The sequence below is a fragment of the Terrabacter sp. BE26 genome (assembly GCF_041941675.1).
GTDB lineage: Bacteria > Actinomycetota > Actinomycetes > Actinomycetales > Dermatophilaceae > Terrabacter.
This window is the reverse complement of the sequence record NZ_CP090122.1, coordinates 539,106-562,115: the sequence shown is the minus strand read 5'-3', so window position 1 is coordinate 562,115 and position 23,010 is coordinate 539,106. Positions and strand designations below refer to the sequence as shown.

Genomic DNA, 23,010 nt, shown 5'->3' with positions numbered 1-23,010 from the left:
CACTGGGTCGCCTCGTGAACAGGCGTGCGACACGAGGCCGCCGAGATGTGAGGAGTCGCACGGTCGGAGGTGACTGGCAGGATGAGCGCGTGAGCGAGACGACGGCCCCTGCGCCCGTTCCCGAGCCCGTCACCGACGACGTCCCGACCGAGGTCCACCAGGAGTGGGCCGACCTCGCCGAGCGGGCCTCCGCCGCCCAGTTCGCCTATCACGTCAAGGACGCGCCGACGATCAGCGACGCCGAGTACGACCAGATCATGCGTCGGCTGGGCGTGATCGAGGAGACCCATCCCTCGCTGCGCACCCCCGAGAGCCCGACCCAGAACGTCGGTGGGGCCTCCTTCGCCACCGGGTTCCAGACCGTCGACCACGTCGAGCGCATGCTGAGCCTCGACAACGCCTTCTCCTTCGAGGAGCTGCGCACGTGGGCCGAGCGCGTCGAGCGCGAGGTCGGCACCGGAGCCCACTACCTGACCGAGCTCAAGATCGACGGCCTCGCCATCAACCTGCTCTACGAGAACGGCCGGCTCGTGCGCGCGCTCACCCGCGGCGACGGGCGCACCGGTGAGGACGTCACCAACAACGTCCGCACCATCGAGGGCATCCCCGGGCGACTCGCGGGAGACAACGTTCCTGAGCTCGTCGAGATCCGCGGCGAGGTGTTCTTCCCGACCGCCGGTTTCGCCGACCTCAACGCCAGCCTCGTCGAGGCGGGCAAGGCGCCCTTCGCCAACCCGCGCAACGCGGCCGCCGGCTCACTGCGGCAGAAGGACCCCAAGGTCACGGCCAGCCGGCCGCTGCACATGCTCGTCCACGGGATCGGCGCCCGCCGCGGCTTCGACGTCGAGCGGCAGAGCGAGGCGTATGCCGTCCTGCGCGCCTGGGGGCTGCCCACCTCGGACGAGGTGCGCGTGCTCGACGACATCGCCGCCGTCGAGGAGTTCGTCACCTACCACGGAGAGCACCGCCACGACCGCGCCCACGACATCGACGGCATCGTCGTCAAGGTCGACGAGGTGCCGCTGCAGCGCCAGCTCGGTGCGACGTCGCGGGCGCCCCGCTGGGCGATCGCCTTCAAGTACCCGCCCGAGGAGGTCAACACCAAGCTGCTCGACATCCGGGTCAACGTGGGGCGCACCGGACGCGTGACGCCCTACGGCGTGATGAAGCCCGTCGTCGTCGCGGGGTCCACCGTCGAGCAGGCGACCCTGCACAACGCGTACGAGGTGGCCCGCAAGGGCGTGCTCATCGGTGACACGGTCGTGCTGCGCAAGGCGGGTGACGTCATCCCCGAGATCGTCGGCCCCGTCGTAGAGCTGCGCGACGGGAGCGAGCGCGCCTTCGTCATGCCGACCGAGTGCCCCGCCTGCGGCACCCCGCTCGCCCCCGAGAAGGAGGGCGACAAGGACATCCGCTGCCCCAACACGCGCTCCTGCCCGAGCCAGCTGCGCGAGCGGGTCTTCGCTCTCGCCTCGCGTGGCGGCCTCGACATCGAGGCGCTCGGGTGGGAGGGGTCCATCGCGCTGCTGGAGTCGGGCATCATCGCCGACGAGGGGGACCTCTTCGCCCCGGCCGAGGGCAGCCCGCACGCGGGGGAGTACGGCATCACCCGCGAGAAGCTGGCGCGCGTCCCGCTCTACACGCGTGCGGCCAAGCGCACCGACCCGGGCGACCGGGTCGTCGACGGCCGGGTCCTGTCCGCCGGCGGCGAGACGCTGCTGGCCGAGCTCGAGAAGGCCAAGAGCCAACCGCTGTGGCGGGTGCTCGTCGCCCTCTCGATCCGCCACGTCGGACCGACGGCCGCACGCGCCCTCGCCACGCACTTCGGGTCCATGGACGCCATCCGCGGCGCCACCACGGAGGAGCTCGCGCAGGCCGAGGGAGTGGGCGGCGTCATCGCCGAGGCCGTCACCGCCTGGTTCGAGGTGGACTGGCACCGCGAGATCGTGCGCAAGTGGGCCGACGCCGGCGTGCGCATGGCCGACGAGGTCGACGAGTCGGTCGAGCGCACGCTCGAGGGCAAGACCGTCGTGGTCACCGGGTCGCTCGAGGGCTTCTCCCGCGACGAGACCAAGGAGGCCATCATCAGCCGCGGCGGCAAGGCCTCCGGCTCGGTCTCCAAGAAGACCGACTACGTCGTCATCGGCGCCAACGCCGGCTCCAAGGCCGCCAAGGCGGAAGAGCTGGGCCTCACGATCCTCGACGAGGAGGGCTTCCGTCGCCTGCTGGAGACCGGTTCTCCCGACTGAGCGCGCGGGTTGGGCTCCGGTTTCGGCCTTTTGGGGCGATTCGTCCACGCCAGATCGCCGTCCCACCTAACATCGCCCTGCAACTCGCCACTACTTTCTCTCGACAGGGGAACCCACGCATGTCTCGATCGACCCTCCGCCGCGCCGTCGCCGGTATCGCGGCGCTGACCGCAACCCTCGCCGTGAGCGCCGCGGCCCCGGCCTCCGCCGCCGGCACGTGCAGCGTCAACACGCCGTCACGCTGGACCATCTCGAGCCCGTTCAAGACCACGAACATCTCCCTCGCGTCGAACTGCGCCCCTGGCACCCACGCCGCGTGGCAGGCCGTCACCAGCAAGGGCCCGGTGGACGCCCTGGTCTTCGACGGCACGCGGAGCGAGCCGTTCGACATGTACGACGACGCACCGCTCGGACGCTGGACCTGGCGGCCCGGAGCCTGCCTGAGCGCGGACTTCTCCCAGCAGTGCACCCAGAACACCCCGATCATGGACGTGCGGTTGGGCAGCTGGTCCGGCCTGACGGCCACGAGGTCCGGCTCGAAGGTCACGATCACCACCTCGGCAGCCCGGTACGCCCCCTCCGCTGACAAGTTCGTGCCGTGGACCGGAGTCCGTGGCACCGTGCAGTACAAGGCGCCGACCGCCACGACGTGGACGAGCCTCAAGTACGTCTACCCGGCCTCCAACGGTCGCTACACCTTCAGCTACACCATGTCGAGCACGCGCGACTACCGCGTCGTCTTCCCGGACACGACGCTGATCTGGGGCCACACCAGCGCCACGGTGCGCCGCTGACGCTGACGGCGGCACGCACACCAGGACCCGGCGCCGCCCGACCGCTACCGGTCGGGGCAGCGCCGGGCCTTCGTGTGCGCAGCACCCACATCGCCGAACCAGGTGTGTGAGCCGGCACCGTCACTTCGTGCGGGCGCCTCCCTAGGCTCTGCGTAGTCGATCGACCCAGCCGGTCGGCACCGCTCACCGCAGCGCGATGCACGAGGAGGTGCAGGTCTTGACGGGTACCCCGTTGCTCGAGACCACGGCCCTGACCAAGGAGTTCCGTGGTTTCCGGGCCGTCTCGGAGGTGGACCTCACGGTCGCGCGCGGCACCGTCCACGCCCTCGTCGGCCCCAACGGCGCCGGCAAGACCACGCTCTTCAACCTGCTCACCGGCTTCCTGACGCCGTCGTCCGGCACGGTGCTCTTCGACGGCCACGACATCACGGGGCGCGCGCCGGAGCAGATCGCCCCGCTCGGCATCGCGCGCTCCTTCCAGATCACCAGCCTCTTCGAGGCGATGACGCTGCGCGAGCACCTCGAGCTCGCGCTCGCCAGCCCGACCGGGATGGGCCGGCAGTGGTGGCGCTCCGTCGCCCGGATGTCACGGTTCAAGGACCGGGCGATGGACCTCCTCGAGCAGGTGGGCCTCGCCGACCGCGCCGGCGCACCCGCCTCCTCGCTCGCCTACGGCCAGAAGCGCGCACTCGAGCTCGCCATCGCGATGGCGCTCGACCCGAAGCTGCTCCTCCTCGACGAGCCGACCGCAGGCATGGGCATCGAGGACGTCGACCGCACGATCGCCCTCGTCAGGCAGCTCGCTGCCGGCCGCACCGTCGTCTTCGTCGACCACAACATGCACGTGGTCGGCTCGCTGGCCGACCGCGTCACGGTGCTGCAGTCGGGACAGGTTCTCGCGGAGGGGCCCTACGAGCAGGTGCGCACCGACGACCGCGTCATCACGGCATACCTGGGAGCAGCACATGAGTGACGACACCCGGACGACGGAGGCCGACTCGAGCGCCATTGCGACACAGTCATGCCCGCGCATGCTCGACGTCTCGGCCCTGTCCGCGTGGTACGGCGAGGCCCGCGTCCTGACCGACGTCACCATCGACGTCGCGCCGGGCGAGGTGGTCACCCTCGTTGGACGCAACGGCGCCGGCAAGACGACACTGCTCCGCTCCGTGATGGGCCTGCACCGGCAGACCGAGGGGACGATCGCCTTCGACGGGAGCGATCTCGGCAAGCGCTCGGCCGACGCCCGCGCCCGGGCCGGCATCGGCTGGGTCCCCGACGACCGCGGCATCTACTCGAGCCTCACCGTCGCCGAGAACCTCCTCCTGCCGCCCGTCGTGCACGCAGACGCCTGGCCCCTCGAGCGGGTCTACGAGTTCTTCCCCGTGCTGCACGAGCGCCGGGACTTCCCCGGCACCAGGCTCTCCGGCGGCGAGCAGCAGATGCTCGCCATCGCCCGGGTCCTCCGGATGGGATCGCGGCTGCTGCTGCTCGACGAGCCGAGCGAGGGCCTGGCCCCCGTCATCGTCTCGCGCATCGGGGAGATCATCCGCGACATCAAGGGCCAGGGAGTCGGCGTCCTGCTCGTCGAGCAGAACGTCAAGTTCGCCTCCACGGTGGCCGACCGGCACTACCTGCTGGCCCAGGGCAAGGTCGTCGAGCACCTTCCCAACGACGACTTCCGGGCTCGCGAGGGCGAGCTGCTGAGCTACCTCGGCATGTAACCCGTCCTAGTCCGCCCTCCCCGGTTGCGCCTCGTGCCATCCCCCGCACCACCGGCTTCATCCCGCCACACCCGACACCCATCTCGTCACCGATCCCAGCAACACCCCAGGAGGGGCCATGCGCAGCAGGACAGTCCAGGGCAGCATCGCCATCGCAGCCACCGCATCACTTGCGCTCGCCGCGTGCGGGCACGGCGGCCCCCAGTCGGGCGGCTCGAGCAAGCTGACCGACGACAAGGTCGTCATCGGTCTGCTCAACGACCAGTCCGGCGTCTACAAGGACCTCTCCGGCCCCAACTCGAAGGTCGCCATCCAGCTGGCCATCGACGACTACAAGGCCAAGTACGGCGACAAGGCCGTCGCCAAGGACATCGAGATCGTCACGGCCGACCACCAGAACAAGGCCGACGTCGCCAACTCCAAGGCCCAGGAGATGTACGACCGCCAGAAGGCCGACATCATCCTCGACGTGCCGAACTCCGCGGCCGGTCTGGCCGTCGCCACGCAGGCCAAGAACAAGAAGAAGCTCTACATCAACATCGGCGCCGGCACGACGGCCCTGACCGGTGCGCAGTGCAACAAGTACACGTTCCACTGGGCCTACAACACCGCCGCGCTCGCGCGCGGCACGGCCGGCACCATCACCAAGGCCGGCGGCACGTCGTGGAACATCGTCTATCCCGACTACGCCTTCGGCCAGGACATGTACAAGTCCTTCACGAAGGAGGTCCAGGCCGCCGGCGGCTCGGTCGGGCAGTCGATCGCCTCGCCGTTCCCGAGCGACAACTTCGCCACCTTCATCACCAAGGCAGGTGAGGGCAACCCCAAGGTCATCGGCTCGATGCACGCCGGCGGTGACCTCATCAACTTCGTGAAGCAGTTCAACCAGAGCCCCCTCAAGGGCAAGGTGCAGCTCGCCGTCGGCCTGATGTTCATCACCGACATCCACTCGCTCGGTCTCGACCAGTTCGCCGGCACGCAGTTCACCGACGCGTGGTACTGGAACTTCGACGCGCAGAACAAGAAGTGGGCCGACCGCTTCAAGGAGAAGACGAACACGCGTCCGTCGTTCGCGCATGCCGCGAACTACTCGGCGGCCCTCAACTACCTCGAGGCGGTCCAGGCGGCCGGCACCGACGATGCCGATGCGGTCGTGGGCCAGCTCGAGGGCAAGAAGATCAACGACGTGTTCCTCCGCAACGGCGAGGTCCGCAAGGCCGACCACGCCGTCATCCACGACATGTACCTGGCGAAGGTCAAGAGCTCCGCCTCCGAGGACTGGGACTACGAGGACATCGTCAAGACGATCCCCGCAGCCGAGGCCTACGGCCCCGTGAACCCGGCGTGCTCGATGAGCTGACCTGAGGTCCTGCGAGGGACCGTATGCCGTCCGGTGGCGCCCACGAGGGCGCGCCGGACGGCATTCCGGCGCAGAGCGCCGGCTCCACCCCGGCTTCTTCCGATCGACCCCGAACCGAACGAGAGACATGAGCGCATTCGTCCAGTACACCCTGCAGGGGCTCGCCGCCGGCGGCTTCTACGCGCTGTCCGCGCTGGGGCTCGCCGTGATCTTCGGTGTCCTCGGGGTCGTGAACTTCTCCCACGGCGCGTGCTACATGCTCGGCGCCGTCATCTCCGCCGTCCTGCTCAGCGAGCTGCACGCCGGCTTCTGGGTCGCGCTCGTCGTCGTGCCGATCCTCATGTTCGGCTTCGGCGTGCTCATCGAGCGGCTCCTCGTGCGCTGGTTGCTCGCGCTCGACCCGCTCTACAACTTCCTGCTGACCTTCGGCCTGACCCTGATCCTCGTCGAGGCGGTCAAGCAGCGCTCCGGCGTCTCCGGGCTGCCCTACGAGGTGCCTGCCGGCCTCGGCGGCCAGGTGAGTGTCGGCAGCGTCAACCTCTCGACGTACTCCATCTTCGCCTGCCTCTTCTCGGTCGCCGTCTGCGTCGCGGTCGGGCTGCTGCTGACGAGGACGCGCATCGGCATGATCGTGCGGGCGTCGACGGAGGCTCCCGAACGCACCCGCGCGCTCGGCATCAACGTTGGCCGGTGGGTCACCCCGGTCTTCGGGTTCGGCATCGCCCTCGCCGGACTCGCCGGCGTCCTGGCCGCCCCGACCCGGGCCATCACCGCGGAGATGGGCAGCAACTTCATCATCATCCTCTTCGCGGTCGTCGTCATCGGCGGCCTCGGATCCATCCTCGGGGCGGTGGTCGCAGGGTTCCTCGTCGGACTTGTCGAGGCCTACGGCATCGCCTACGCCCCCACGTTCGCCCAGATCGTCATCTTCGTCCTGATGGCGGTTGTCGTCCTCGTCCGGCCCTCGGGGCTCTTCGGACGGGAGGAGGTCGCATGAGCGAGCAGATGACCGCCAAGGTCGACGTCGACCTGGCCCAGCCCTCGATCCTGTCGCGCCGCAACCCGCTGCGCTACGTGATGCTCCTGGCAGGTCTCGCCGTCGTCGTGATGCTGCCCTACTGGATCTACCCGCCCGTCGCGATGGACATCCTGTGCTGGGGACTCTTCGCGATCAGCGTCGACCTGCTACTGGGCTTCACCGGGCTGCTGAGCTTCGGGCACGCTGCCTTCTGGGGAGGCTCGGCGTACTGCACCGGCCTCATCGCCACGCACTGGGGCGTCCCGTTCCCCGTCGCCGTGCTCGGCGGGGCCCTCTTCTCCATGGCCATCGCCTGGCCCATCGGCTACCTGTCGGTGCGGCGCACGGGCATCTACTTCGCGATGGTGACCCTGGCCTTCGCGCAGATGCTCTACTTCATCGCCAACCAGGCCCGCGACCTCACGGGCGGTGAGAACGGACTGCAGGGCATCCCGCGCAACTTCTTCGGCATCGAGGCCGTCGAGAACGATCCGTTCTACTTCTACTACGTCGGTGCCGTCATCATCCTGCTCGGCATCCTGCTCGCCTGGCGGGTCGTCAACTCGCCCTTCGGGCGTGTGCTGACGGCCGTACGCGACAACCCGTCACGGGCGCGGGCGCTCGGCTACGACGTGGAGCGCTACAAGATCACGGCGTTCGTCATCTCGGCCGGCCTCGCCGGCCTGGCCGGTGGCGTCTTCGCCGTCAGCCACCAGTTCGCCTCGCTCCAGGAGCTGATGTGGACGACGTCCGGGAAGGTCGTGCTCGTCACCGTGCTCGGCGGGATCGGGACCCTGTGGGGTGGCCTCGTCGGTGCGGGAGTCGTGGTGACGCTCGAGGACTACCTCGCGAGCGCCGGCTTCGAGGGCATCGGCCTGATCACCGGCACGATCTTCGTGGTCATCGTCCTGCTGTTCCGGCACGGCATCTGGGGCACCGGCCGCAACGTCCTGCGCCGCTACGTCCTCGACCGGCGCCAGCGCGTCCGCGACTGAGGCCGCTCCCGGCCGCCCTCGGAGCGTGCGCAAACTGGGGCGTGACGTCCGCTCAGGGGGTGAGGAAGCGCCGGGCGATGCGCCCCACGACGAGCCAGGCGACCGCGCCGAGTCCCCAGTTGGTCAGGGCGTTCTTCATCGCCGCGCCGTCGCCGGTGAACTGCTTGACCCCGGCCGTGCGGCTGAAGACACCGAGGTCGGCCCAGTCGGCAGCGTGCAGCACGCCCTGCACGAGGGCGTTGTGGGTGTTCGCCCCGACGACGACCAGGGCGGTGCCGATGAGCAGGGAGGCCGCTGCGAGAAGGCACACGATCCAGACGGTTTCGCCCAGCATGGTGCGCAGCCGCCTGACCCCTGCGCCCGTCAGGGTCGCGGCGCGCCGCGCGCCCGCCCGCAGGTCGAGGGAGCGCCGCGCCGGGGCCGCCTCGGCCTTCGCAGAGGCCCGGTCGCCGCCGGGTGTCGCGGGGGTCGGGCCGGGTGTCGCGGGGGTCGGGTCGGGGGTCGCACCGAGGGCTGCACCGGCGGTCGCGCCCTTCGCGGGCTCGGGGGTGGCGGTGGCGGAGCTGGCAGGGCTCGTCATCGAGGGGTCTCCTTGCGCGGTTCGTGGATCGGTGTGCTCAACGAGCCACCCCCACCGCAGGACACGGGTGGATGCGCACGAGTTGTCGCTGCCACCGGGAGGCCGGTCCGGGCCGCACGGGCAGCCCCATAGACTGACTCGCATGTCATCCCTGTCCCGTGACGACGTGGCCCACCTGGCCGGCCTCGCCCGCATCGACCTCTCCGAGGCCGAGCTCGACCGCATGGTGGGTGAGCTCTCCGTGATCCTCGAGTCCGTCGCGAAGGTGCAGCAGGCGGCGACCGACGGCGTGGCGCCGATGTCGCACCCGATGCCGCTGACCAACGTGACCCGTCCTGATGTGGTCCGGCCGAGCCTCGGCGCCGAGGCGGTCCTCGCCGGCGCGCCGGAGGCCGAGCAGCAGCGCTTCTCCGTCCCGCGCATCCTCGACGAGGACTGAGCAGCCCAGGACGCCCGCGTATGCCGTGTCGCCGAGCACCCGGCATACGCCCCCGCCCGTGACGGGCACTCACGAAACCTCTTGTCGCAGCTACGAACCGAAGGCACCGACGTGACCGACCTGCCAACCGACCTGACGAGGGCCACCGCCGCCGAGCTGGCCGACGCCCTCGCGAGCAAGACGATCAGCGCCGTCGAGGTGACGCAGGCGCACCTCGACCGGATCGCCGAGGTGGACGGCCAGGTGCACTCCTACCTCCACGTCGACACCGAGGGCGCCCTCGCGCAGGCGCGGGCGGTCGACGAGCGGCGCCGGGCCGGTGAGAGCCTCGGCGCCCTGGCCGGAGTGCCGATCGCGGTCAAGGACGTCATGACGACCAAGGGCGTCCCGACCACCTGCGGCAGCCGGATCCTCGAGGGCTGGATCCCGCCCTACGACGCGACCGTCGTGACGAAGCTGCGCGAGGCCGGGCTGCCGATCCTCGGCAAGACGAACATGGACGAGTTCGCGATGGGCTCCTCCACGGAGCACTCGGCCTACGGCCCGTCGCGCAACCCGTGGGACCTCGAGCGCATCCCGGGCGGCTCGGGCGGCGGCTCTAGCTCGGTGCTCGCCTCGTTCCAGGCTCCGCTCGCCACGGGGACCGACACGGGCGGCTCCATTCGCCAGCCCGCGGCCGTCACGGCGACCGTCGGCACCAAGCCGACCTACGGCGGTGTCTCGCGCTACGGCCTCGTGGCGCTCGCCAGCTCGCTCGACCAGGCCGGCCCCTGCGGCCGTACGGTGCTCGACACCGCGCTGCTGCACGCCGTGATGGGCGGCCACGACCCGATGGACTCGACCTCGATCGACGCGCCGGTGCCGGCGGTCGTCGAGGCCGCCCGCGCCGCGAACGTGCGCGGGATGAGGGTCGGCGTCGTCAAGGAGCTCGGCGGCGAGGGCTACCAGCCCGGTGTGCGCAGCCGCTTCGAGGAGTCGGTGGCTCTGCTCGAGGAGCTCGGCGCCGAGGTCGTCGAGGTGAGCTGCCCGAACTTCGACTACGCCCTCGCGGCCTACTACCTCATCCTCCCGAGCGAGGCGTCGAGCAACCTCGCCAGGTTCGACGGGATGCGCTACGGCCTTCGCGTGCTGCCCGAGGGCGTCGAGGCCCCGAGCGCCGAGCAGGTCATGGCGGCCACGCGCGACGCCGGCTTCGGCGACGAGGTCAAGCGCCGCATCATCCTCGGCACGTACGCCCTGAGCTCGGGCTACTACGACGCCTACTACGGCTCGGCGCAGAAGGTCCGCACGCTCATCGCCCAGGACTTCGCCAACGCGTACGAGAAGGTCGACGTGCTCGTCAGCCCGACGGCGCCGACCACGGCGTTCAAGCTCGGCGACAAGCTCGAGGACCCGATGGCCATGTACCTCAACGACATCGCCACGATCCCGGCCAACCTCGCCGGCGTCCCCGGCATGTCGATCCCGTCGGGCCTCGCCGACGAGGACGGCCTGCCGGCCGGCATCCAGATCCTCGCCCCGGCCATGAAGGACGAGCGGCTCTACGCCGTCGGCGCAGCCCTCGAGGCCGCTCTCGTCGACCGTTGGGGCGGTCCGATCCTCGACCGTGCGCCCGCGCTGGGCGGCGCTGCTGCTGCGAAGGGAGCCTGAGATGACCACGGTCGCGACCGACGCCGTCATGGACTACGACGAGGCGGTGGCCAAGTTCGACCCGGTGCTGGGCCTCGAGGTGCACGTCGAGCTGCACACGGCCACCAAGATGTTCTGCGGCTGCGCGACCGAGTTCGGCGCCGAGCCGAACTCGCAGGTCTGCCCCGTGTGCCTCGGCCTGCCCGGCGGCCTGCCGGTCGTCAACGAGAAGGCGGTCGAGTCGGCCATCCGGATCGGCCTGGCCCTCAACTGCGAGATCGCCGAGTGGTGCCGCTTCGCCCGGAAGAACTACTTCTACCCGGACATGCCGAAGAACTTCCAGACCTCGCAGTACGACGAGCCGATCGCCTACGAGGGCTACCTCGACGTCGAGCTCGAGGACGGCAGCACCTACCGGGTCGAGATCGAGCGTGCCCACATGGAGGAGGACACCGGCAAGTCACTGCACATCGGGGGCGCGACCGGCCGCATCCACGGCGCCGACCACTCGCTCGTCGACTACAACCGCGCCGGCATCCCCCTCATCGAGATCGTCACCAAGCCGATGGTCGGGACGGGGGAGCGCGCGCCCGAGGTGGCCAAGGCATACGTGTCCGCGCTGCGTGACCTGCTGCGCGCCCTCGACGTCAGCGACGTCCGGATGGAGCAGGGCTCGATGCGCTGCGACGCGAACGTGTCGCTGCGCCCGCGCGTCGGCGAGCCGACCAGCGAGGAGCAGCTCGCCGTGCCGCTCGGCACCCGCACCGAGACCAAGAACGTCAACTCGCTGCGCTCGGTCGAGCGTGCCGTGCGCTACGAGATCTCCCGCCAAGCGGCGATCCTCGACGCCGGCGGCACGATCTTCCAGGAGACGCGTCACTGGCACGAGGACACCGGCATCACGACCTCGGGCCGCGTCAAGTCCGACGCCGATGACTACCGCTACTTCCCCGAGCCCGATCTCGTGCCCGTCGCGCCGACGCGCGAGACGGTCGAGGCGCTGCGCCAGACGCTGCCCGAGCCTCCCGCCCAGCGTCGCCGCCGTCTCCAGGACGACTGGGGCTACAGCGATCTCGAGATGCGCGACGTCGTCAACGCGGGCGCGGTCGCGCTCATCGAGGAGACGGTGGCCGCCGGCGCGAGCCCTGCCGCAGCGCGGAAGTGGTGGCTCGGCGAGCCGTCCCGCCGCGCCAACGCCGAGGGCCAGGACATCGTCACGTATGCCGCGGGCCTGGGCCTGACGCCGGCGCACATCGCCGAGCTCGACGGGATGGTGACGGCCGGCCGGCTCAACGACTCGCTGGCGCGCCAGGTGCTCGACGGCGTCCTCGCGGGCGAGGGCACGCCGACGGCCGTCGCCGACGCCCGCGGGCTCGAGCTCGTCCAGGACGACGGGGCTCTCGAGGCCGCCGTCGACACCGTCATCGCGGCCAACCCCGACGTCGCGGCGAAGATCCGCGACGGCAAGGTGCAGGCCGCGGGAGCGCTCATCGGCCAGGTGATGAAGCAGATGAAGGGCCAGGCCGACGCCGGCAAGGCCCGCGAGCTCATCCTCGCCAAGCTCCAGTGACCGTCGAGGGGCCGATGTCTGTGACCCGCTGACCGTCGAAGGGCCACTTCTCGACCGCGAGAAGTGGCCTTTCGACGGTTTCCAGGCGGCCGGAGGTGGCCTCTCGACGGTGGGAGGGGCGGTCGGTCAGCGGGCGCCGACGTCGGCGAGCGGCAGGGAGACCAGCCGGTCCCTGCGGTCGTTGTTGCTCGTCGTGATCCAGACCCGGTCCCCGACGAAGCGGATGTCGCGGATGCGGCCGTACTTCCCCTGCAGGTAGCGCGCCGGCGGTCCGGCGGCGCCGTCCGCGGCGACCGGGACCCGCCACGCCGACTCTCCGCGCAACGCAGCCAGGTAGACGGCCCCGTCCGGGCCGACCGCGATGCCGCTGGGTGACATCTGCGACGTGGGCCACTGCGCGACGGGGTCGACGAAGTCGGATTTGCCGGCGCGGCCCTCGACGAGCGGCCAGCCGTAGTTCCTGCCGGGCTCGATGCGGTTGAGCTCGTCATAGGTGTTCTGGCCGAACTCACTGGCCCACAGGCGTCCCCGGCTGTCCCAGGCGAGACCCTGGACGTTGCGGTGGCCGTAGGACCAGATGGGTGAACCGCCGAAGGGGTTGCCGGGGGCGGGGTCGCCATCGGTGGTGATGCGCAGGATCTTGCCGCCGAGCGAGCTGAGGTTCTGCGCCAGGGAGGTGTCGCCGGCCTCGCCGGTGCCGACGTAGAGGAAGCCGTCCGGACCGAACGCGATCCGGCCGCCGTTGTGGTTCCGACCGCGCGGGATGCCGGTGAAGATCACGTCGGGCTCGCCGAGGACGCCGTCGCGCCAGGGGACCGCCGCGATGCGGTTGTCGCTGTCGGTCGAGTAGTACGCGTAGAAGACGGAGTTCTCGTCGAAGTCGTGGGGAACGGCGAGGCCGAGCAGCCCGCCCTCGCCCTCGGTGCGCGAGATGGGCAGGTGTCCCGCGACGGTCGCCCGGCCGCCGGTGCCCGGCTTGGGCACGTGGTAGACCCGGCCGGTGTTGCGCTCGCTGACCAGGGCGCTCCCGTCCGGCAGCGGTGCCACCGACCAGGCGATGTCCAGGCCGCTGAGCAGGGTCTCCGGCCCCGTCGGCTCGGGCGCCGGTGCGCGGGTCGTGGCCGTGCTCGGTCGTGCCGCCGGCGTGCTTCGTCGCGGCTCGGGGATCGTGCGCGGCGTGGCGGAGCCGGTCGACGGGCCCGGCGCGGTGCTCGTCGGCACGCTCGTGTCGCTCCCGGTGGGGGCAGAGGTAGGGGCGGCGGACGTGGCCGCACTGGAACCGATCGCGGTGCTCCCGGTCGTCGACGGCCCCGTGGGAGCGCCGGACGAGCACGCCGACACGAGGGCGGCGACCACGGCCACGCCCGTGAGGGCACGGCTCGTCGATCGGGAGGTGTGCGGCATACCTCATTGTGGCCCACGCGGGCTCGGGAGCGCTGGTGCGTCAGGCGCCGCGTCGCCGAAGGGTCTCCGCCAGCTCGGCCCGGGTCTCCGGGTGGACGGGTTCGGCCTCGACGACGCGCCGGGCCGCGGTGAGGTCACCGCTGAAGGCGCGGAAGAGCAGCAGCACGTCGATGTCGTGCCCCGGTCGCTCGACGACGACCTCGGCGCCGGTGTGGACCACTCCGGGGGTGACCACCGACAGGTAGGCGCCGGTGCGGCCCTCCTCGGTGAAGCGCCGCACCCAGCGGGGCTCGCCCATGTGGGTCGCGAACGTCCGGCACGGGACCCGGGGACCCTCGACGCGCAGCACGACCTCGCCGACGCGCCACAGCTCGCCCACGAGCGCGTGGGTCATCTCGACGCCCACGGTCGTGATGTTCTCGCCGAAGCCTCCCGGGCGGATCGGCCGACCGATCTGCTGCGCCCAGAACTCCTGGTCCTCGCGCGGGTAGGCGTAGACGGCCTGCAGCGAGCCGCCGTGGTGTCTCGGGTTGCCGATCTCGTCGCCCACGACGCCACTGCCGAGCCCGCCGTGCTTGGGTCCGGGCTCGCGCACCTCGAACCAGTCGACGGGCTGCTTGTCGATGGCGGTGGCCCGGCCTCCTCCGGCTGGGGCGGTGCGCCGTCCGGAGGCGAGCGCGACGACGTGGGGGTGGCTGGTCACGGCCGCGAGCCTAGCCGCCGCTCGCGCGAGCCGCTCCGGACTTTCCGGGCGGCGTCGTTAGCGTGGCGACCATGAGCGCTACTCCTCTCGTCGTCTCCGTGCCCGAACCCGAGTACGCCGAGGCCCTCGCGGATCTCGACGGCGTGGACGTCGTCGTGTGGGACATGGACCGGCCGCACCCGCGTGGCAGTGAGATCCGCTTCGCCGTCATGCCCTACATGACGAACCTGCGGCTGGCGGACGTCGTCGAGGGGCTCGCCTCGCTCGAGGTCGTCCAGCTCCAGAGCGCGGGCTACGAGCAGTTCGTGGACGAGCTGCCGGACGGCGTCACGCTCTGCAACGCGGCCGGCGTCCACGACGCCTCGACGGCTGAGCTCGCACTGACCCTGACCTTGGCCTCCATCCGCGACATCCCGGAGTTCCTTGCGGCGCAACAGCGCTCGCACTGGGAGCCGTTGCGCCTGCGCACCGCGCTCGCGGACCGGCGGGTACTCGTCGTGGGGTACGGCCGGATAGGCCGGGCGATCGCCAGGCGGTTCGCGCCCTTCGAGGTCACCCTCACGGCGGTGGCCTCGCGGGCGCGCGCGGGCGACGAGCTCGTGCCGCACGTCCACGGCATCGGCGAGCTGGGGAAGCTGCTGCCGCAGCACGACGTCGTCGTGGTCATCGTGCCGCTCACCGACGCGACGCGTGGGCTGATGGACGCCGAGATGCTGGGCCGTATGCCGGACGGGGCCCTTCTCGTCAACGTCGCGCGTGGTCCCGTGGTCGACACCGAGGCCCTGGTCGCCGAGTGCGCGTCGGGGCGGCTCCGGGCCGCGCTCGACGTCACCGACCCCGAGCCGCTGCCCCCCGACCACCCGCTGTGGTCCACGCCCGGTGTGCTCATCACCCCGCACGCCGGGGGAGCGACCGACGCCATGCGCCCCCGCGCCATGTCGCTGGTCCGTCGGCAGGTCGAGGCGCTGCTCGCCGGCGAGCCGGTCGACGGCGTCGTCGCCGGACCCTTGTCGCACCCGGCGCCGTAGTGGACACTGTCAACATGACCGAGACCATCGTCGCGATCGGCACCCGGAAGGGGCTCTGGATCGCTCGCAGCGCCGACCGTCGCGAGTGGGCCCTGGAGGGCCCGCACTTCCTCATGAGCGAGGTCGCCTCGGTGGCGGTCGACACCCGAGAGGGCCGCTCGTCCGTCCTCGCCGGCGTCAAGTCCTGGCACTGGGGTCCGACCGTCCAGGTCTCCGTCGACGGCGGCCGCAGCTGGAGCGAGAGCGCCGAGCGCGCCCTGTCCTTCCCGGCCGACACCGACGCGGCGCTCGAGCGCGTCTGGCAGCTGACCCCCGACCCCAACGACGCCGACGTCGTCTGGGCGGGCGTCGAGCCGCACGCCCTCTTCAAGAGCACAGACCGCGGCGAGCACTACGAGCTCGTCCGGGGGCTCTGGAACCATCCCCACCGACCGTCGTGGGAGCCCGGCTTCGGCGGGGGAGCGGTGCACACGATCGTGCCCGAGCCCGGTCACCCCGAGTCGGTGCTCGTCGCCATGAGCGCGGGCGGCGTCTACCGCACGCTCGACGGCGGCGAGACCTGGGCGCCGAGCAACCCCGGCATCCGGGCCGGCTTCATGCCCGACAACGAGTACCCCGAGTTCGGCCAGTGCGTGCACAAGGTCGCGCGAGGGCAGGGTGACGGCGAGCTGTTCGCGCAGAACCACAACGGCGTCTATCGATCCCGTGACAACGGGCAGACGTGGGAGTCCATCGCCGACGGGCTGCCCACCGACTTCGGGTTCACCGTGCTCGCCCATCCACGCCGGCCCGGGGTGGTCTGGGTCGTGCCGGTCGCCGACGCGGGTGAGCGCATCCCGCCGGGCGCCCAGCTGCAGGTGCAGCGCTCCGACGACGCCGGAGCGACGTGGCGCCAGCAGGCCAGCGGTCTGCCCGGCCACAGCTACACGTGCGTCCTGCGCGACGCGGCATCGCTCGACCAGGCCGACCCGGTCGGGATCTACCTCGGCACCCGCAACGGCGACGTCTTCGCGTCGGCCGACGAGGGGGAGACCTTCACCCGCATCGCAACGCAGCTGCCCGACGTCCTCGTCGTCCGCTCGGCCCAGCTCGGCTGAGAGACAGAGGATTCCGTATGCCGTCCGCTCCCGTCCACGTCATCCTGCCGGGCATGCTGCGCGACCTCGTCGGCGGCCTGGCGGAGATCGAGGTCGAGTCCCCGGCCGAGTCGCAGACCGTGGCCGAGCTGCTCGACCGGGCGTTCTCAGGTCATCGCATCCTCGACGGGAAGGTGCGCGACGAGCGCGGCCAGATCCGCCGGCACGTCAAGGTCTTCGTCAACGGTGAGGACGCAACACGCGGCGAGGGCGTCGGTGCCCCGGTTCCGGCCGGCGCGCGCGTCCACATCATCAACGCCGTCTCAGGGGGCTGACGACACCCGGGAGGTCAGCCCCACCACGGGGAAGTCGGCACGCAGCACCGCTCCACCTGTCAGCTGGTGGCGCAGGGTCAGCTCGCCGCCCACGGACCGCAGGGTGTCGCGCAGCAACCGGAGCCCGAGGTGCCCACCACCGTGTGGTGCGGACGGCGGCTCGTCAGACGCCGCAGGGGGCCCCACGCCGTCGTCGCGCACCTCGACCACGACGTGCCCGCCATGGAGGGCGGCCGACACCGCGACGGTCGATGCGTGCGCGTGCTTGGCGACGTTGCGCAGCCCTTCACGCACGACGCGGAACGTGAGCTGGGCGACGGCGAGCGAGTCCTCCAGACGAGTGTCCACGAAGACGTGGACGTCGGTGCCGGTGCGGCGTTGCCGATCCGCGAGGTCCTCGACGGCCGCCACGAGTCCACCGCTGCGCAGGTCCTCCGGGTAGACGTCGCTGAGCAGCTCGCGGGCACCCGCAGCGCTGCGCGCGAGGTCGGCCATCGCGTGCTCGAGGAGGCGACGTTCCGCGGTCGCCTCCTCGGGGAGGGCTGCCGCCACGGCAGGCAACGCGTACCCGAGACCCGCGATGTCCTGCACGAGCCCGTCATGGAGGTCCTGCGAGAGACGTCGGCGCTCGAGGTCGGAGGCGGACAGCGCATGGGCCATCATCTCCTCGCGCTCGGCGAGGCCGCGGTCGACGCGTCGGGCGAGGGACAGGGCAAGTGGGAGAAGGGCGACGGCGAGCAGGAGAAGCGAGACGAGGCCGAGGGTGGTGAACGCCCAGCGGATGCCGGCGACGTCGTGCTGGAGGCGCTCGGTGGGCCAGTAGGCCTCGAAGACCAGGGGATGACCGTCGGCAGCACGGAAGCCCACGTAGACCTCGATGAGCCGCTCGTGGAGCTGCTCGGCATCGTTCTCGGGCTTGTCGAGCGCGGACACCTCCGCGATCGCGCCGGTACCCCCGAAGAGCCCGACGACGTCGGGCTCCAGCTCGTACGTCCTCCCGGACATCCCCGGCTCGTCACTCCAGAGCACCTGCCCGTCGGCGGTCCAGATCTTCATGTGGGTGACGGACCCGTCGGCCATCCGTGCCCGCATGAGGCGCACGAGGGGTGTCATCGCCTCGGGTCTACCGGCGCGCACGCCCTCGTCGACGAGGGGGGCCACGGCGGAGTTGGCGAACGCGACGCTCCGGACGGTGGCCTCGTGGAGGGAGAGGGACTCGGCAAGGGGCGTGGACAGCAGCAGTGTGCCCGACGCGACGACGAGCAGCGCCGCGGCGCTCCAGACCACGAACCGGGTCACGGCGCTTCGCACCACCGTCGAGCGGCCGGCCGGGCTCGGCTCTCGGGGCGCCCCAGCGGAGGCGTCGTCAGAGCTCATGGTCGAGCCGGATCAGCCTGCGGCGCAGGGCGATCATGACGGCCTCGAGCTGACTGTGCGCGTCGAGCTTCACGAGGACGTTCTTGATGTAGCCACGGCAGGTGAGCACCGAGATGCCGAGGGTGCGGGCGATGGCCGTGGGGTCCTTGCCCTGGGCGAGCAGGGCGAGGACCTGCTGCTCGCGAGAGGTCAGGAGCTGTGACGTGTCCCGGCTGCTGGACCCCGATCCGACGAGGGCCCGCAGCAGCACCGGATGGACGGCGAAGCTCCCACGGCTGGCCTCGCGCACCGACTGGATCAGCTCGGCGAGCGGGTCGCCCTTGGGCAGCAGGGCGGATGCTCCTGCCTCGGCGGCGCGGCCCAGCAGGGCATGGGTGACGTGGGCGGTGAGAACGACGACGCGGACGTGCGGGTGGGCGTCGGTGACGCGCCGGGTCAGGTCGATGCCGTCCCCGTCGTGGAGGTGCACGTCCATGACGATCGCGTCCGGCCGCTCCCGGTCGATGGCCGCGAGCGCGTCGGCGACTCCGCCCGCGGTGCCGACGCTCACCATGTCCGACTGTGCGGACACGGCGAGCGACAGGGCGTCGGCGACCGTTCGGTGATCGTCGACGACCAGGACACGCATCGGTTCGGACGACATCGAGCCCCCCTCGTCGTCAGGACGGCGCGCCCTCCCCGGCGCACCGCTGCGCGACCAGTATCACGGCTCGGGGCCCGGTGTGTGCAAGAACGTCCCACGAAAACTGGGGGTCGGGACCCCCGCCGCTGGGCGTTCCGGCGCCGCCCGGACGCGCAGAACATGGAGGCGTACCAAAAGGGGGGGATCCGGATGGACACAACTACTGGGCTGCGCGTACGCCTGTGTGGGGGACTCGTCGTGGGAGACGGGGACCTCACCCTGGGACCGAGAGGGGTGGGGGGCACCAAGTCGCGTCAGGTGCTGTTGGCGTTGCTGTTCGAGGCCGGTGGGAGCGTCTCCAAGGGGCGCCTCATCGAGTTCCTCTGGGGTGGTGCGCCGCCCGCAGGAGCGCTCGGGACCCTGGAGGCCTACGTCAGCGTGCTGCGGAAGCGCCTAGGGACCGTGTTCCATGGCGCGTCGCCGGTCGTCACCGTTCCCGGCGGCTATCGCTGGGACGTGGACCGGGCTCCTGTCGACGTCGTCGAGTTCGCCCGGCTCGCGGCCGCTGCACGCGCGGCCGGGTCGAGCGGGGCGGCCGCGCTTGACTCGTATGCCGCTGCCCTGGCTCTCGTCGAGCGTCCGCTGGCTCCGGTGGATGGAGACCTGCCGTGGCTCGAGGAGCACGTCTCCGGTCACCACGCGAGGGTGCTGCGAGTGTTGACGGACGCGGCCCGGCTCGCGCTCGACCACGACGAACCGGCAAGGGCCGAGACGTGGGCCCGGGCCGCGATCGAGCGCGACGTGCTGGTCGAGGCGGCCTGGCAGGTGCTGCTCGAGTCGCTGGAGCGACAGGGGCGCCAGGCCGAGGCGATGCGAGAGTACGAGACCTGCCGCTCGATCTTCGCCGACGAGCTCGGTTGCGACCCGGGACCGGGACTGCGCGTGGTCTTCACCCGCCTGCTCGCGGCGACGTCGTCGGACGACGACGGGCTGCGTGACCTCGTGGACGCTGTCGTGCGCCTGCACGTGGGGCTGCTCGCCCACGGGGCGCCGGCTCGTGGAGCGGGCCGGCTGCCCGTCACGCCCACGGCCGGAGGCCGAGGGACCGGGGCCGCCGCGCAGCCGCAGGCGCTCGCCTCCCTCGAGGAGGACTGCCGGCGCCTCCGGTCCCTGCTGCGCGCCGCGAGTGCGAGTGTGCCGGTGTCGGCGGCTCTCTCGGTCGGCCGCCCGGCCGAGCGCGTCAGGACAGCGGCCACGGCGTGACGACGCGCCCGTCGAGCTCATCGAGGAGCACGGGCCCGAGGACTCGGGAGTCCACGGAGCGGGCGCGGTCGTCGCCCATGACGAAGACGGCGCCCGCCGGCACGGTGACGGGGCCGAACCAGACGCCGTCCATCGACTCCTCGTCGACCCACGGCTCGACCGCCGGTGCGCCGTTCACGACGAGCCGCCCGTCCTCGAGGCCGACGGCGTCGCCGCCCAGGGCGACGACGCGCTTGACCCACGACGTGTCGGTCGGCGCCTGGGCGGCCTCGCTCCTGGAGGACGCCGCCCGCTCGGCCCGCTCGGCCCACCCGGGACCCACGACGACGACGTCACCGCGTGACACGGTTCCCGCCCACGGCGACCGCAGCAGGACCACGCGGTCGCCGGGCGAGAGCGTGGGGCTCATGGAGTCGGACGTGACACGGACCGGCTCGACGACCCAGTGCGACCCGACGGCGAGACCGACGGCGAGCACCGTGAGCCTGCGCCGCAGGCGGCGGCGCGGGCCATCAGGGGATCCGCGTCCTCGACGACCCACGGATGGTGACGGCGCGTCCGGCGCCCGCACGTCGGGCACGTCCGAGGGCGCCGACGCACCCACCCGCAGCGATCGTCCCGACGAGGACGTCGGCAGGCTCATGTGAACCGCACCGCGGCCCAGGCGAGCCAGCCGCAGACGCCGACCGCGAGAAGCAGGTTGGTGACGGAGCGGCGCTGGGCCGGAGCCATGAGTCCGACGAGCAGTGCCAGCGCCGTGAACTCGGCGGCGACGCAGACGACGTCGAGCAGCCCCACTGCCTCGACGGCCGAGCTGCCCTCGGATCCCGGGATGACCGGCATCCCGTTGCCGTGGCCACCGGGCACGAGCAGGGGGCCGTGGTGACCGCCACCGGACACGGTCGCACCCTCGCCGTGGAACGGCAGACCCACGGTGCGTGACACGACGTAGAGGGCGACGAGGCCCGCCGTCGAGAGCACCGCCGCCGGGAGGACTCGCCTCGCCGTGCCGCGCCACAGGGCCTGGGCGAGCCACAGCTGGCTGGTCGCGACGACGGCGAAGAAGACGCCGGCCGGTGCCCATTCGTCGATGTGCCCCGGCGTCACGGCCACGTGTACGAGCCCGGCCACCCCGAGGAGGGCGCCAGCCCCGCGGGCCTCCACCGACGGCGTACGCCAACGGCGTGCTCGTACCCGCGGGCCCTCGGCCGCCGGACCAGGGAGCGCCCCGCGGGCCGTGGCGGTCACAGCTCGCCCTTCTCGGGCAGCGACTTGCAGGGGTCGCTCATCGGGTCGCTGGACCCGCTCGCGACGACCTCGAACTGGCTCATCATGTCGTGGTCCTCGTGGACGAGGTTGTGGCAGTGGATCATGTACTTCCCACGTCCCTCGAAGCGCATCACGACCCGCACCGTCTCGTTCTCCCCGACGTAGACGACGTCCTTGGGGCCGAGCTCGTGGGCCATCGGGGGCTTGCCGTTGCGGTCGAGCACCCGGAAGTCGACGAGGTGGATGTGCACCGGGTGGAACCAGCCGCCCGAGGAGTTGCGGATCTCCCACACCTCGACGTCTCCCTCGGCGGGGTTGGCCTCGACGAGCCGGAAGCCGCTGCGAACCACGTCGTCCCACGTGTGGCCGTTGATGGTCCACATGCTGTGCTTGCGGACCAGGTCGAGCCGGCGGGTGCGCACGGCGTCGGCGGCCGTCAGCGCCATGACGGGGTTGGCCGGGTTGAGCCGGTCGGGGACGGCGTTGTCGGCCGGGTCGAAGTCGTCGCCGACGACGTCGAAGGCCATCACCTTGTTCGTGTTGGAGTAGTCGACGTTGTTCTTCGGGCTCGTGTTGCCGAGGACGACGCGGCGGCCCACGGGGTAGCGGCTGAAGTCGACGACGACCTCGTAGCGCTCGGCCATGCCCTGCCGGAAGCTCCTGACGGGCTGCGGCGCGGGCATCAGACCCGCGTCCGTGGCGATGACGACGAACGGGTCTCCGGAGTCGAGCCACCACTGGTACGAGCGTGAGATCGAGGCGTTGAGCAGCCGGAAGCGGTAGCGGCGGCGCTTGACCTTCATGACCGGCCACGGCACCCCGTTGACGAGGACGACGTCCCCGAACATCCCTGACTCGTCGTGGTTGTCGAAGTAGAGCTGCCCGTCGGTCGCGAACATCGCGTCGCTGACGATGAGGGGGACGTCGAACTCGCCGTGCGGGATCGGCAGCGACTGCTCCAGCGGGTCGATCAGCTGGTACTGCGCGGCGAGCCCCATGAGGACGTTCTCGGCCGTGTGGTGCAGGCCGTGGTCGTGGTACCAGAGGGTCCGGGCCGTCGGGGTGTTCGGGTAGACGTAGTCCTTGTACTGGCCGGGGTTGGTGATGTCGCTCGCGTAGCCGTCGTACTCCGGCGCCGACGGCGAGCCGTGCAGGTGCACCGACGTCCACGGCGTGTAGCGCAGGAGCGGGTGCGTCGCCGGCAGGTTGTTGACCTGGCGCATGACGGTGCGTCGGCCTTGGGCGACCTTGACGGTCGGGCCGGGAACGCTTCCGTTGTAGCCCCAGAGCGGGGTCTTGAGACCCGGGATGACGTCGGCCATGACCTGCTTCATGTAGACCTTGTAGTAGTCGGTCGTCGCGTCGACCCGGCTGGGCTGCAGCACCGGCGGCACCCGGAAGGGAAGGGTGAACGGCTTGGGCAACCTGCTGCTCGCGAGCCTGCTCTGCGAGCGCGAGCCCGCGCGCACGGTGCGCTCCGTCGGCAGCGCCAGGGCGGCGCCACCCACGACGCCCAGCTTCATCAGGTCACGACGCGACAGTGACATGGTTCCTCCTCGATTCGACTCCCACTGC

General features: G+C 71.3%; 22 protein-coding genes. 14 read left to right on the top strand and 8 right to left on the bottom strand.

Going from position 1 to position 23,010, the window contains the following annotated elements; genetic code table 11:
• The first annotated feature begins 89 nt into the window (after window positions 1–89).
• The 7 genes from ligA to LQK93_RS02650 all read left to right on the top strand — a co-directional run bounded on the left by ligA (window position 90) and on the right by LQK93_RS02650 (window position 8,140).
• Complete coding sequence (gene ligA / locus LQK93_RS02680; RefSeq protein WP_374970033.1) at window positions 90–2,249, top strand: NAD-dependent DNA ligase LigA; 2,160 nt, start codon at window positions 90–92, stop codon at window positions 2,247–2,249.
• Between the two features lie 119 nt (window positions 2,250–2,368).
• Window positions 2,369–3,043 carry a hypothetical protein gene (locus LQK93_RS02675; protein ID WP_374970032.1) on the top strand — a complete coding sequence of 225 codons (675 nt, stop codon included), beginning with the start codon at window positions 2,369–2,371 and terminating at the stop codon, window positions 3,041–3,043.
• A 196-nt stretch (window positions 3,044–3,239) separates the two neighbouring features.
• Window positions 3,240–4,016 (top strand): ABC transporter ATP-binding protein, encoded by a 777-nt coding sequence (locus tag LQK93_RS02670; protein ID WP_374970031.1) that lies wholly within the window; start codon window positions 3,240–3,242, stop codon window positions 4,014–4,016.
• Window positions 4,009–4,767: an ABC transporter ATP-binding protein gene (locus LQK93_RS02665; protein WP_374970030.1), complete on the top strand. Its 759-nt coding sequence runs from the start codon at window positions 4,009–4,011 to the stop codon at window positions 4,765–4,767. Before LQK93_RS02670 ends, LQK93_RS02665 begins: the two co-directional genes overlap by 8 nt.
• 118 nt (window positions 4,768–4,885) lie before the next feature.
• On the top strand, window positions 4,886–6,127 hold the full coding sequence (locus tag LQK93_RS02660) for an ABC transporter substrate-binding protein (protein ID WP_374970029.1): 1,242 nt from the start codon (window positions 4,886–4,888) through the stop codon (window positions 6,125–6,127).
• A 127-nt stretch (window positions 6,128–6,254) separates the two neighbouring features.
• Window positions 6,255–7,124: a branched-chain amino acid ABC transporter permease gene (locus LQK93_RS02655; protein ID WP_374970028.1), complete on the top strand. Its 870-nt coding sequence runs from the start codon at window positions 6,255–6,257 to the stop codon at window positions 7,122–7,124.
• Window positions 7,121–8,140, top strand: coding sequence for a branched-chain amino acid ABC transporter permease (locus tag LQK93_RS02650; protein WP_374970027.1), 1,020 nt, complete (start codon window positions 7,121–7,123; stop codon window positions 8,138–8,140). Before LQK93_RS02655 ends, LQK93_RS02650 begins: the two co-directional genes overlap by 4 nt.
• Window positions 8,141–8,192: 52 nt before the next feature.
• Here LQK93_RS02650 and LQK93_RS02645 read toward each other — a convergent pair whose 3' ends face one another.
• Entirely contained in the window at window positions 8,193–8,720 is a 528-nt protein-coding gene (locus tag LQK93_RS02645) for a hypothetical protein (protein ID WP_374970026.1), read from the bottom strand.
• 142 nt (window positions 8,721–8,862) lie between these two features.
• Between LQK93_RS02645 and gatC the strand changes: the two genes are divergently transcribed.
• From gatC to gatB, 3 genes are all read left to right on the top strand, one after another.
• A complete protein-coding gene (gatC, locus tag LQK93_RS02640; RefSeq protein ID WP_374970025.1) occupies window positions 8,863–9,159 on the top strand; it encodes an Asp-tRNA(Asn)/Glu-tRNA(Gln) amidotransferase subunit GatC in 297 nt (98 codons plus the stop codon).
• Between the two features lie 120 nt (window positions 9,160–9,279).
• Complete coding sequence (gatA, locus tag LQK93_RS02635) at window positions 9,280–10,809, top strand: Asp-tRNA(Asn)/Glu-tRNA(Gln) amidotransferase subunit GatA (protein ID WP_374971439.1); 1,530 nt, start codon at window positions 9,280–9,282, stop codon at window positions 10,807–10,809.
• A 1-nt stretch (window position 10,810) separates the two neighbouring features.
• Window positions 10,811–12,358 (top strand): Asp-tRNA(Asn)/Glu-tRNA(Gln) amidotransferase subunit GatB, encoded by a 1,548-nt coding sequence (gene gatB / locus LQK93_RS02630; protein ID WP_374970024.1) that lies wholly within the window; start codon window positions 10,811–10,813, stop codon window positions 12,356–12,358.
• Window positions 12,359–12,484: 126 nt separating this feature from the next.
• Here the strand turns inward: gatB and LQK93_RS02625 are convergent, their stop codons facing one another.
• Window positions 12,485–13,579, bottom strand: coding sequence for a PQQ-dependent sugar dehydrogenase (locus LQK93_RS02625; RefSeq protein WP_374970023.1), 1,095 nt, complete (start codon window positions 13,577–13,579; stop codon window positions 12,485–12,487).
• A gap of 223 nt (window positions 13,580–13,802) precedes the next feature.
• A complete protein-coding gene (locus tag LQK93_RS02620) occupies window positions 13,803–14,465 on the bottom strand; it encodes an MOSC domain-containing protein (RefSeq protein WP_374970022.1) in 663 nt (220 codons plus the stop codon).
• A 71-nt stretch (window positions 14,466–14,536) separates the two neighbouring features.
• Here LQK93_RS02620 and LQK93_RS02615 point away from each other — a divergent pair, with 71 nt between their 5' ends.
• The 3 genes from LQK93_RS02615 to LQK93_RS02605 are packed head-to-tail and all read left to right on the top strand — an operon-like array spanning window position 14,537 to window position 16,904.
• Window positions 14,537–15,493, top strand: a complete 957-nt coding sequence (locus LQK93_RS02615) for a 2-hydroxyacid dehydrogenase (RefSeq protein ID WP_374970021.1) — start codon at window positions 14,537–14,539, stop codon at window positions 15,491–15,493.
• A gap of 14 nt (window positions 15,494–15,507) precedes the next feature.
• Complete coding sequence (locus LQK93_RS02610) at window positions 15,508–16,590, top strand: WD40/YVTN/BNR-like repeat-containing protein (protein ID WP_374970020.1); 1,083 nt, start codon at window positions 15,508–15,510, stop codon at window positions 16,588–16,590.
• A gap of 17 nt (window positions 16,591–16,607) precedes the next feature.
• Window positions 16,608–16,904 (top strand): MoaD/ThiS family protein, encoded by a 297-nt coding sequence (locus tag LQK93_RS02605; protein WP_374970019.1) that lies wholly within the window; start codon window positions 16,608–16,610, stop codon window positions 16,902–16,904.
• On the opposite strand, the gene LQK93_RS02600 is transcribed toward LQK93_RS02605, so the two are convergent.
• Together LQK93_RS02600 and LQK93_RS02595 are read right to left on the bottom strand one after the other, a co-directional pair.
• Window positions 16,893–18,281 (bottom strand): sensor histidine kinase, encoded by a 1,389-nt coding sequence (locus LQK93_RS02600; RefSeq protein ID WP_374970018.1) that lies wholly within the window; start codon window positions 18,279–18,281, stop codon window positions 16,893–16,895. The genes LQK93_RS02605 and LQK93_RS02600 overlap by 12 nt on opposite strands.
• Window positions 18,271–18,924, bottom strand: a complete 654-nt coding sequence (locus tag LQK93_RS02595) for a response regulator (RefSeq protein WP_374970017.1) — start codon at window positions 18,922–18,924, stop codon at window positions 18,271–18,273. The genes LQK93_RS02600 and LQK93_RS02595 overlap by 11 nt, the downstream gene beginning before the upstream one ends.
• 189 nt (window positions 18,925–19,113) lie before the next feature.
• Here LQK93_RS02595 and LQK93_RS02590 point away from each other — a divergent pair, with 189 nt between their 5' ends.
• Entirely contained in the window at window positions 19,114–20,166 is a 1,053-nt protein-coding gene (locus tag LQK93_RS02590; protein WP_374970016.1) for a BTAD domain-containing putative transcriptional regulator, read from the top strand.
• Here the strand turns inward: LQK93_RS02590 and lepB are convergent.
• The 3 genes from lepB to LQK93_RS02575 all read right to left on the bottom strand — a co-directional run bounded on the left by lepB (window position 20,144) and on the right by LQK93_RS02575 (window position 22,982).
• The gene (gene lepB, locus LQK93_RS02585; protein WP_374970015.1) at window positions 20,144–20,644 is read right to left on the bottom strand and encodes a signal peptidase I; all 501 of its coding nucleotides are present in this window, start codon (window positions 20,642–20,644) and stop codon (window positions 20,144–20,146) included. The genes LQK93_RS02590 and lepB overlap by 23 nt on opposite strands.
• A 161-nt stretch (window positions 20,645–20,805) precedes the next feature.
• Window positions 20,806–21,279: a hypothetical protein gene (locus LQK93_RS02580; protein WP_374970014.1), complete on the bottom strand. Its 474-nt coding sequence runs from the start codon at window positions 21,277–21,279 to the stop codon at window positions 20,806–20,808.
• 131 nt (window positions 21,280–21,410) lie between these two features.
• The gene (locus LQK93_RS02575; protein ID WP_374970013.1) at window positions 21,411–22,982 is read right to left on the bottom strand and encodes a multicopper oxidase family protein; all 1,572 of its coding nucleotides are present in this window, start codon (window positions 22,980–22,982) and stop codon (window positions 21,411–21,413) included.
• Between the last annotated feature and the right edge of the window lie 28 nt (window positions 22,983–23,010).

Coding starts and splice junctions, on each gene's coding strand:
- gatB (WP_374970024.1), top strand. CDS start 10,811: ATGACCACGGTCGCGACCGACGCCGTCATGGACTACGACGAGGCGGTG.
- LQK93_RS02655 (WP_374970028.1), top strand. CDS start 6,255: ATGAGCGCATTCGTCCAGTACACCCTGCAGGGGCTCGCCGCCGGCGGC.
- gatC (WP_374970025.1), top strand. CDS start 8,863: ATGTCATCCCTGTCCCGTGACGACGTGGCCCACCTGGCCGGCCTCGCC.
- LQK93_RS02645 (WP_374970026.1), bottom strand. CDS start 8,720: ATGACGAGCCCTGCCAGCTCCGCCACCGCCACCCCCGAGCCCGCGAAG.
- LQK93_RS02575 (WP_374970013.1), bottom strand. CDS start 22,982: ATGTCACTGTCGCGTCGTGACCTGATGAAGCTGGGCGTCGTGGGTGGC.
- LQK93_RS02670 (WP_374970031.1), top strand. CDS start 3,240: ATGCACGAGGAGGTGCAGGTCTTGACGGGTACCCCGTTGCTCGAGACC.
- LQK93_RS02610 (WP_374970020.1), top strand. CDS start 15,508: ATGACCGAGACCATCGTCGCGATCGGCACCCGGAAGGGGCTCTGGATC.
- LQK93_RS02665 (WP_374970030.1), top strand. CDS start 4,009: ATGAGTGACGACACCCGGACGACGGAGGCCGACTCGAGCGCCATTGCG.
- LQK93_RS02660 (WP_374970029.1), top strand. CDS start 4,886: ATGCGCAGCAGGACAGTCCAGGGCAGCATCGCCATCGCAGCCACCGCA.
- LQK93_RS02605 (WP_374970019.1), top strand. CDS start 16,608: ATGCCGTCCGCTCCCGTCCACGTCATCCTGCCGGGCATGCTGCGCGAC.
- LQK93_RS02590 (WP_374970016.1), top strand. CDS start 19,114: ATGGACACAACTACTGGGCTGCGCGTACGCCTGTGTGGGGGACTCGTC.
- LQK93_RS02595 (WP_374970017.1), bottom strand. CDS start 18,924: ATGTCGTCCGAACCGATGCGTGTCCTGGTCGTCGACGATCACCGAACG.
- LQK93_RS02615 (WP_374970021.1), top strand. CDS start 14,537: ATGAGCGCTACTCCTCTCGTCGTCTCCGTGCCCGAACCCGAGTACGCC.
- LQK93_RS02600 (WP_374970018.1), bottom strand. CDS start 18,281: ATGAGCTCTGACGACGCCTCCGCTGGGGCGCCCCGAGAGCCGAGCCCG.
- LQK93_RS02650 (WP_374970027.1), top strand. CDS start 7,121: ATGAGCGAGCAGATGACCGCCAAGGTCGACGTCGACCTGGCCCAGCCC.
- LQK93_RS02675 (WP_374970032.1), top strand. CDS start 2,369: ATGTCTCGATCGACCCTCCGCCGCGCCGTCGCCGGTATCGCGGCGCTG.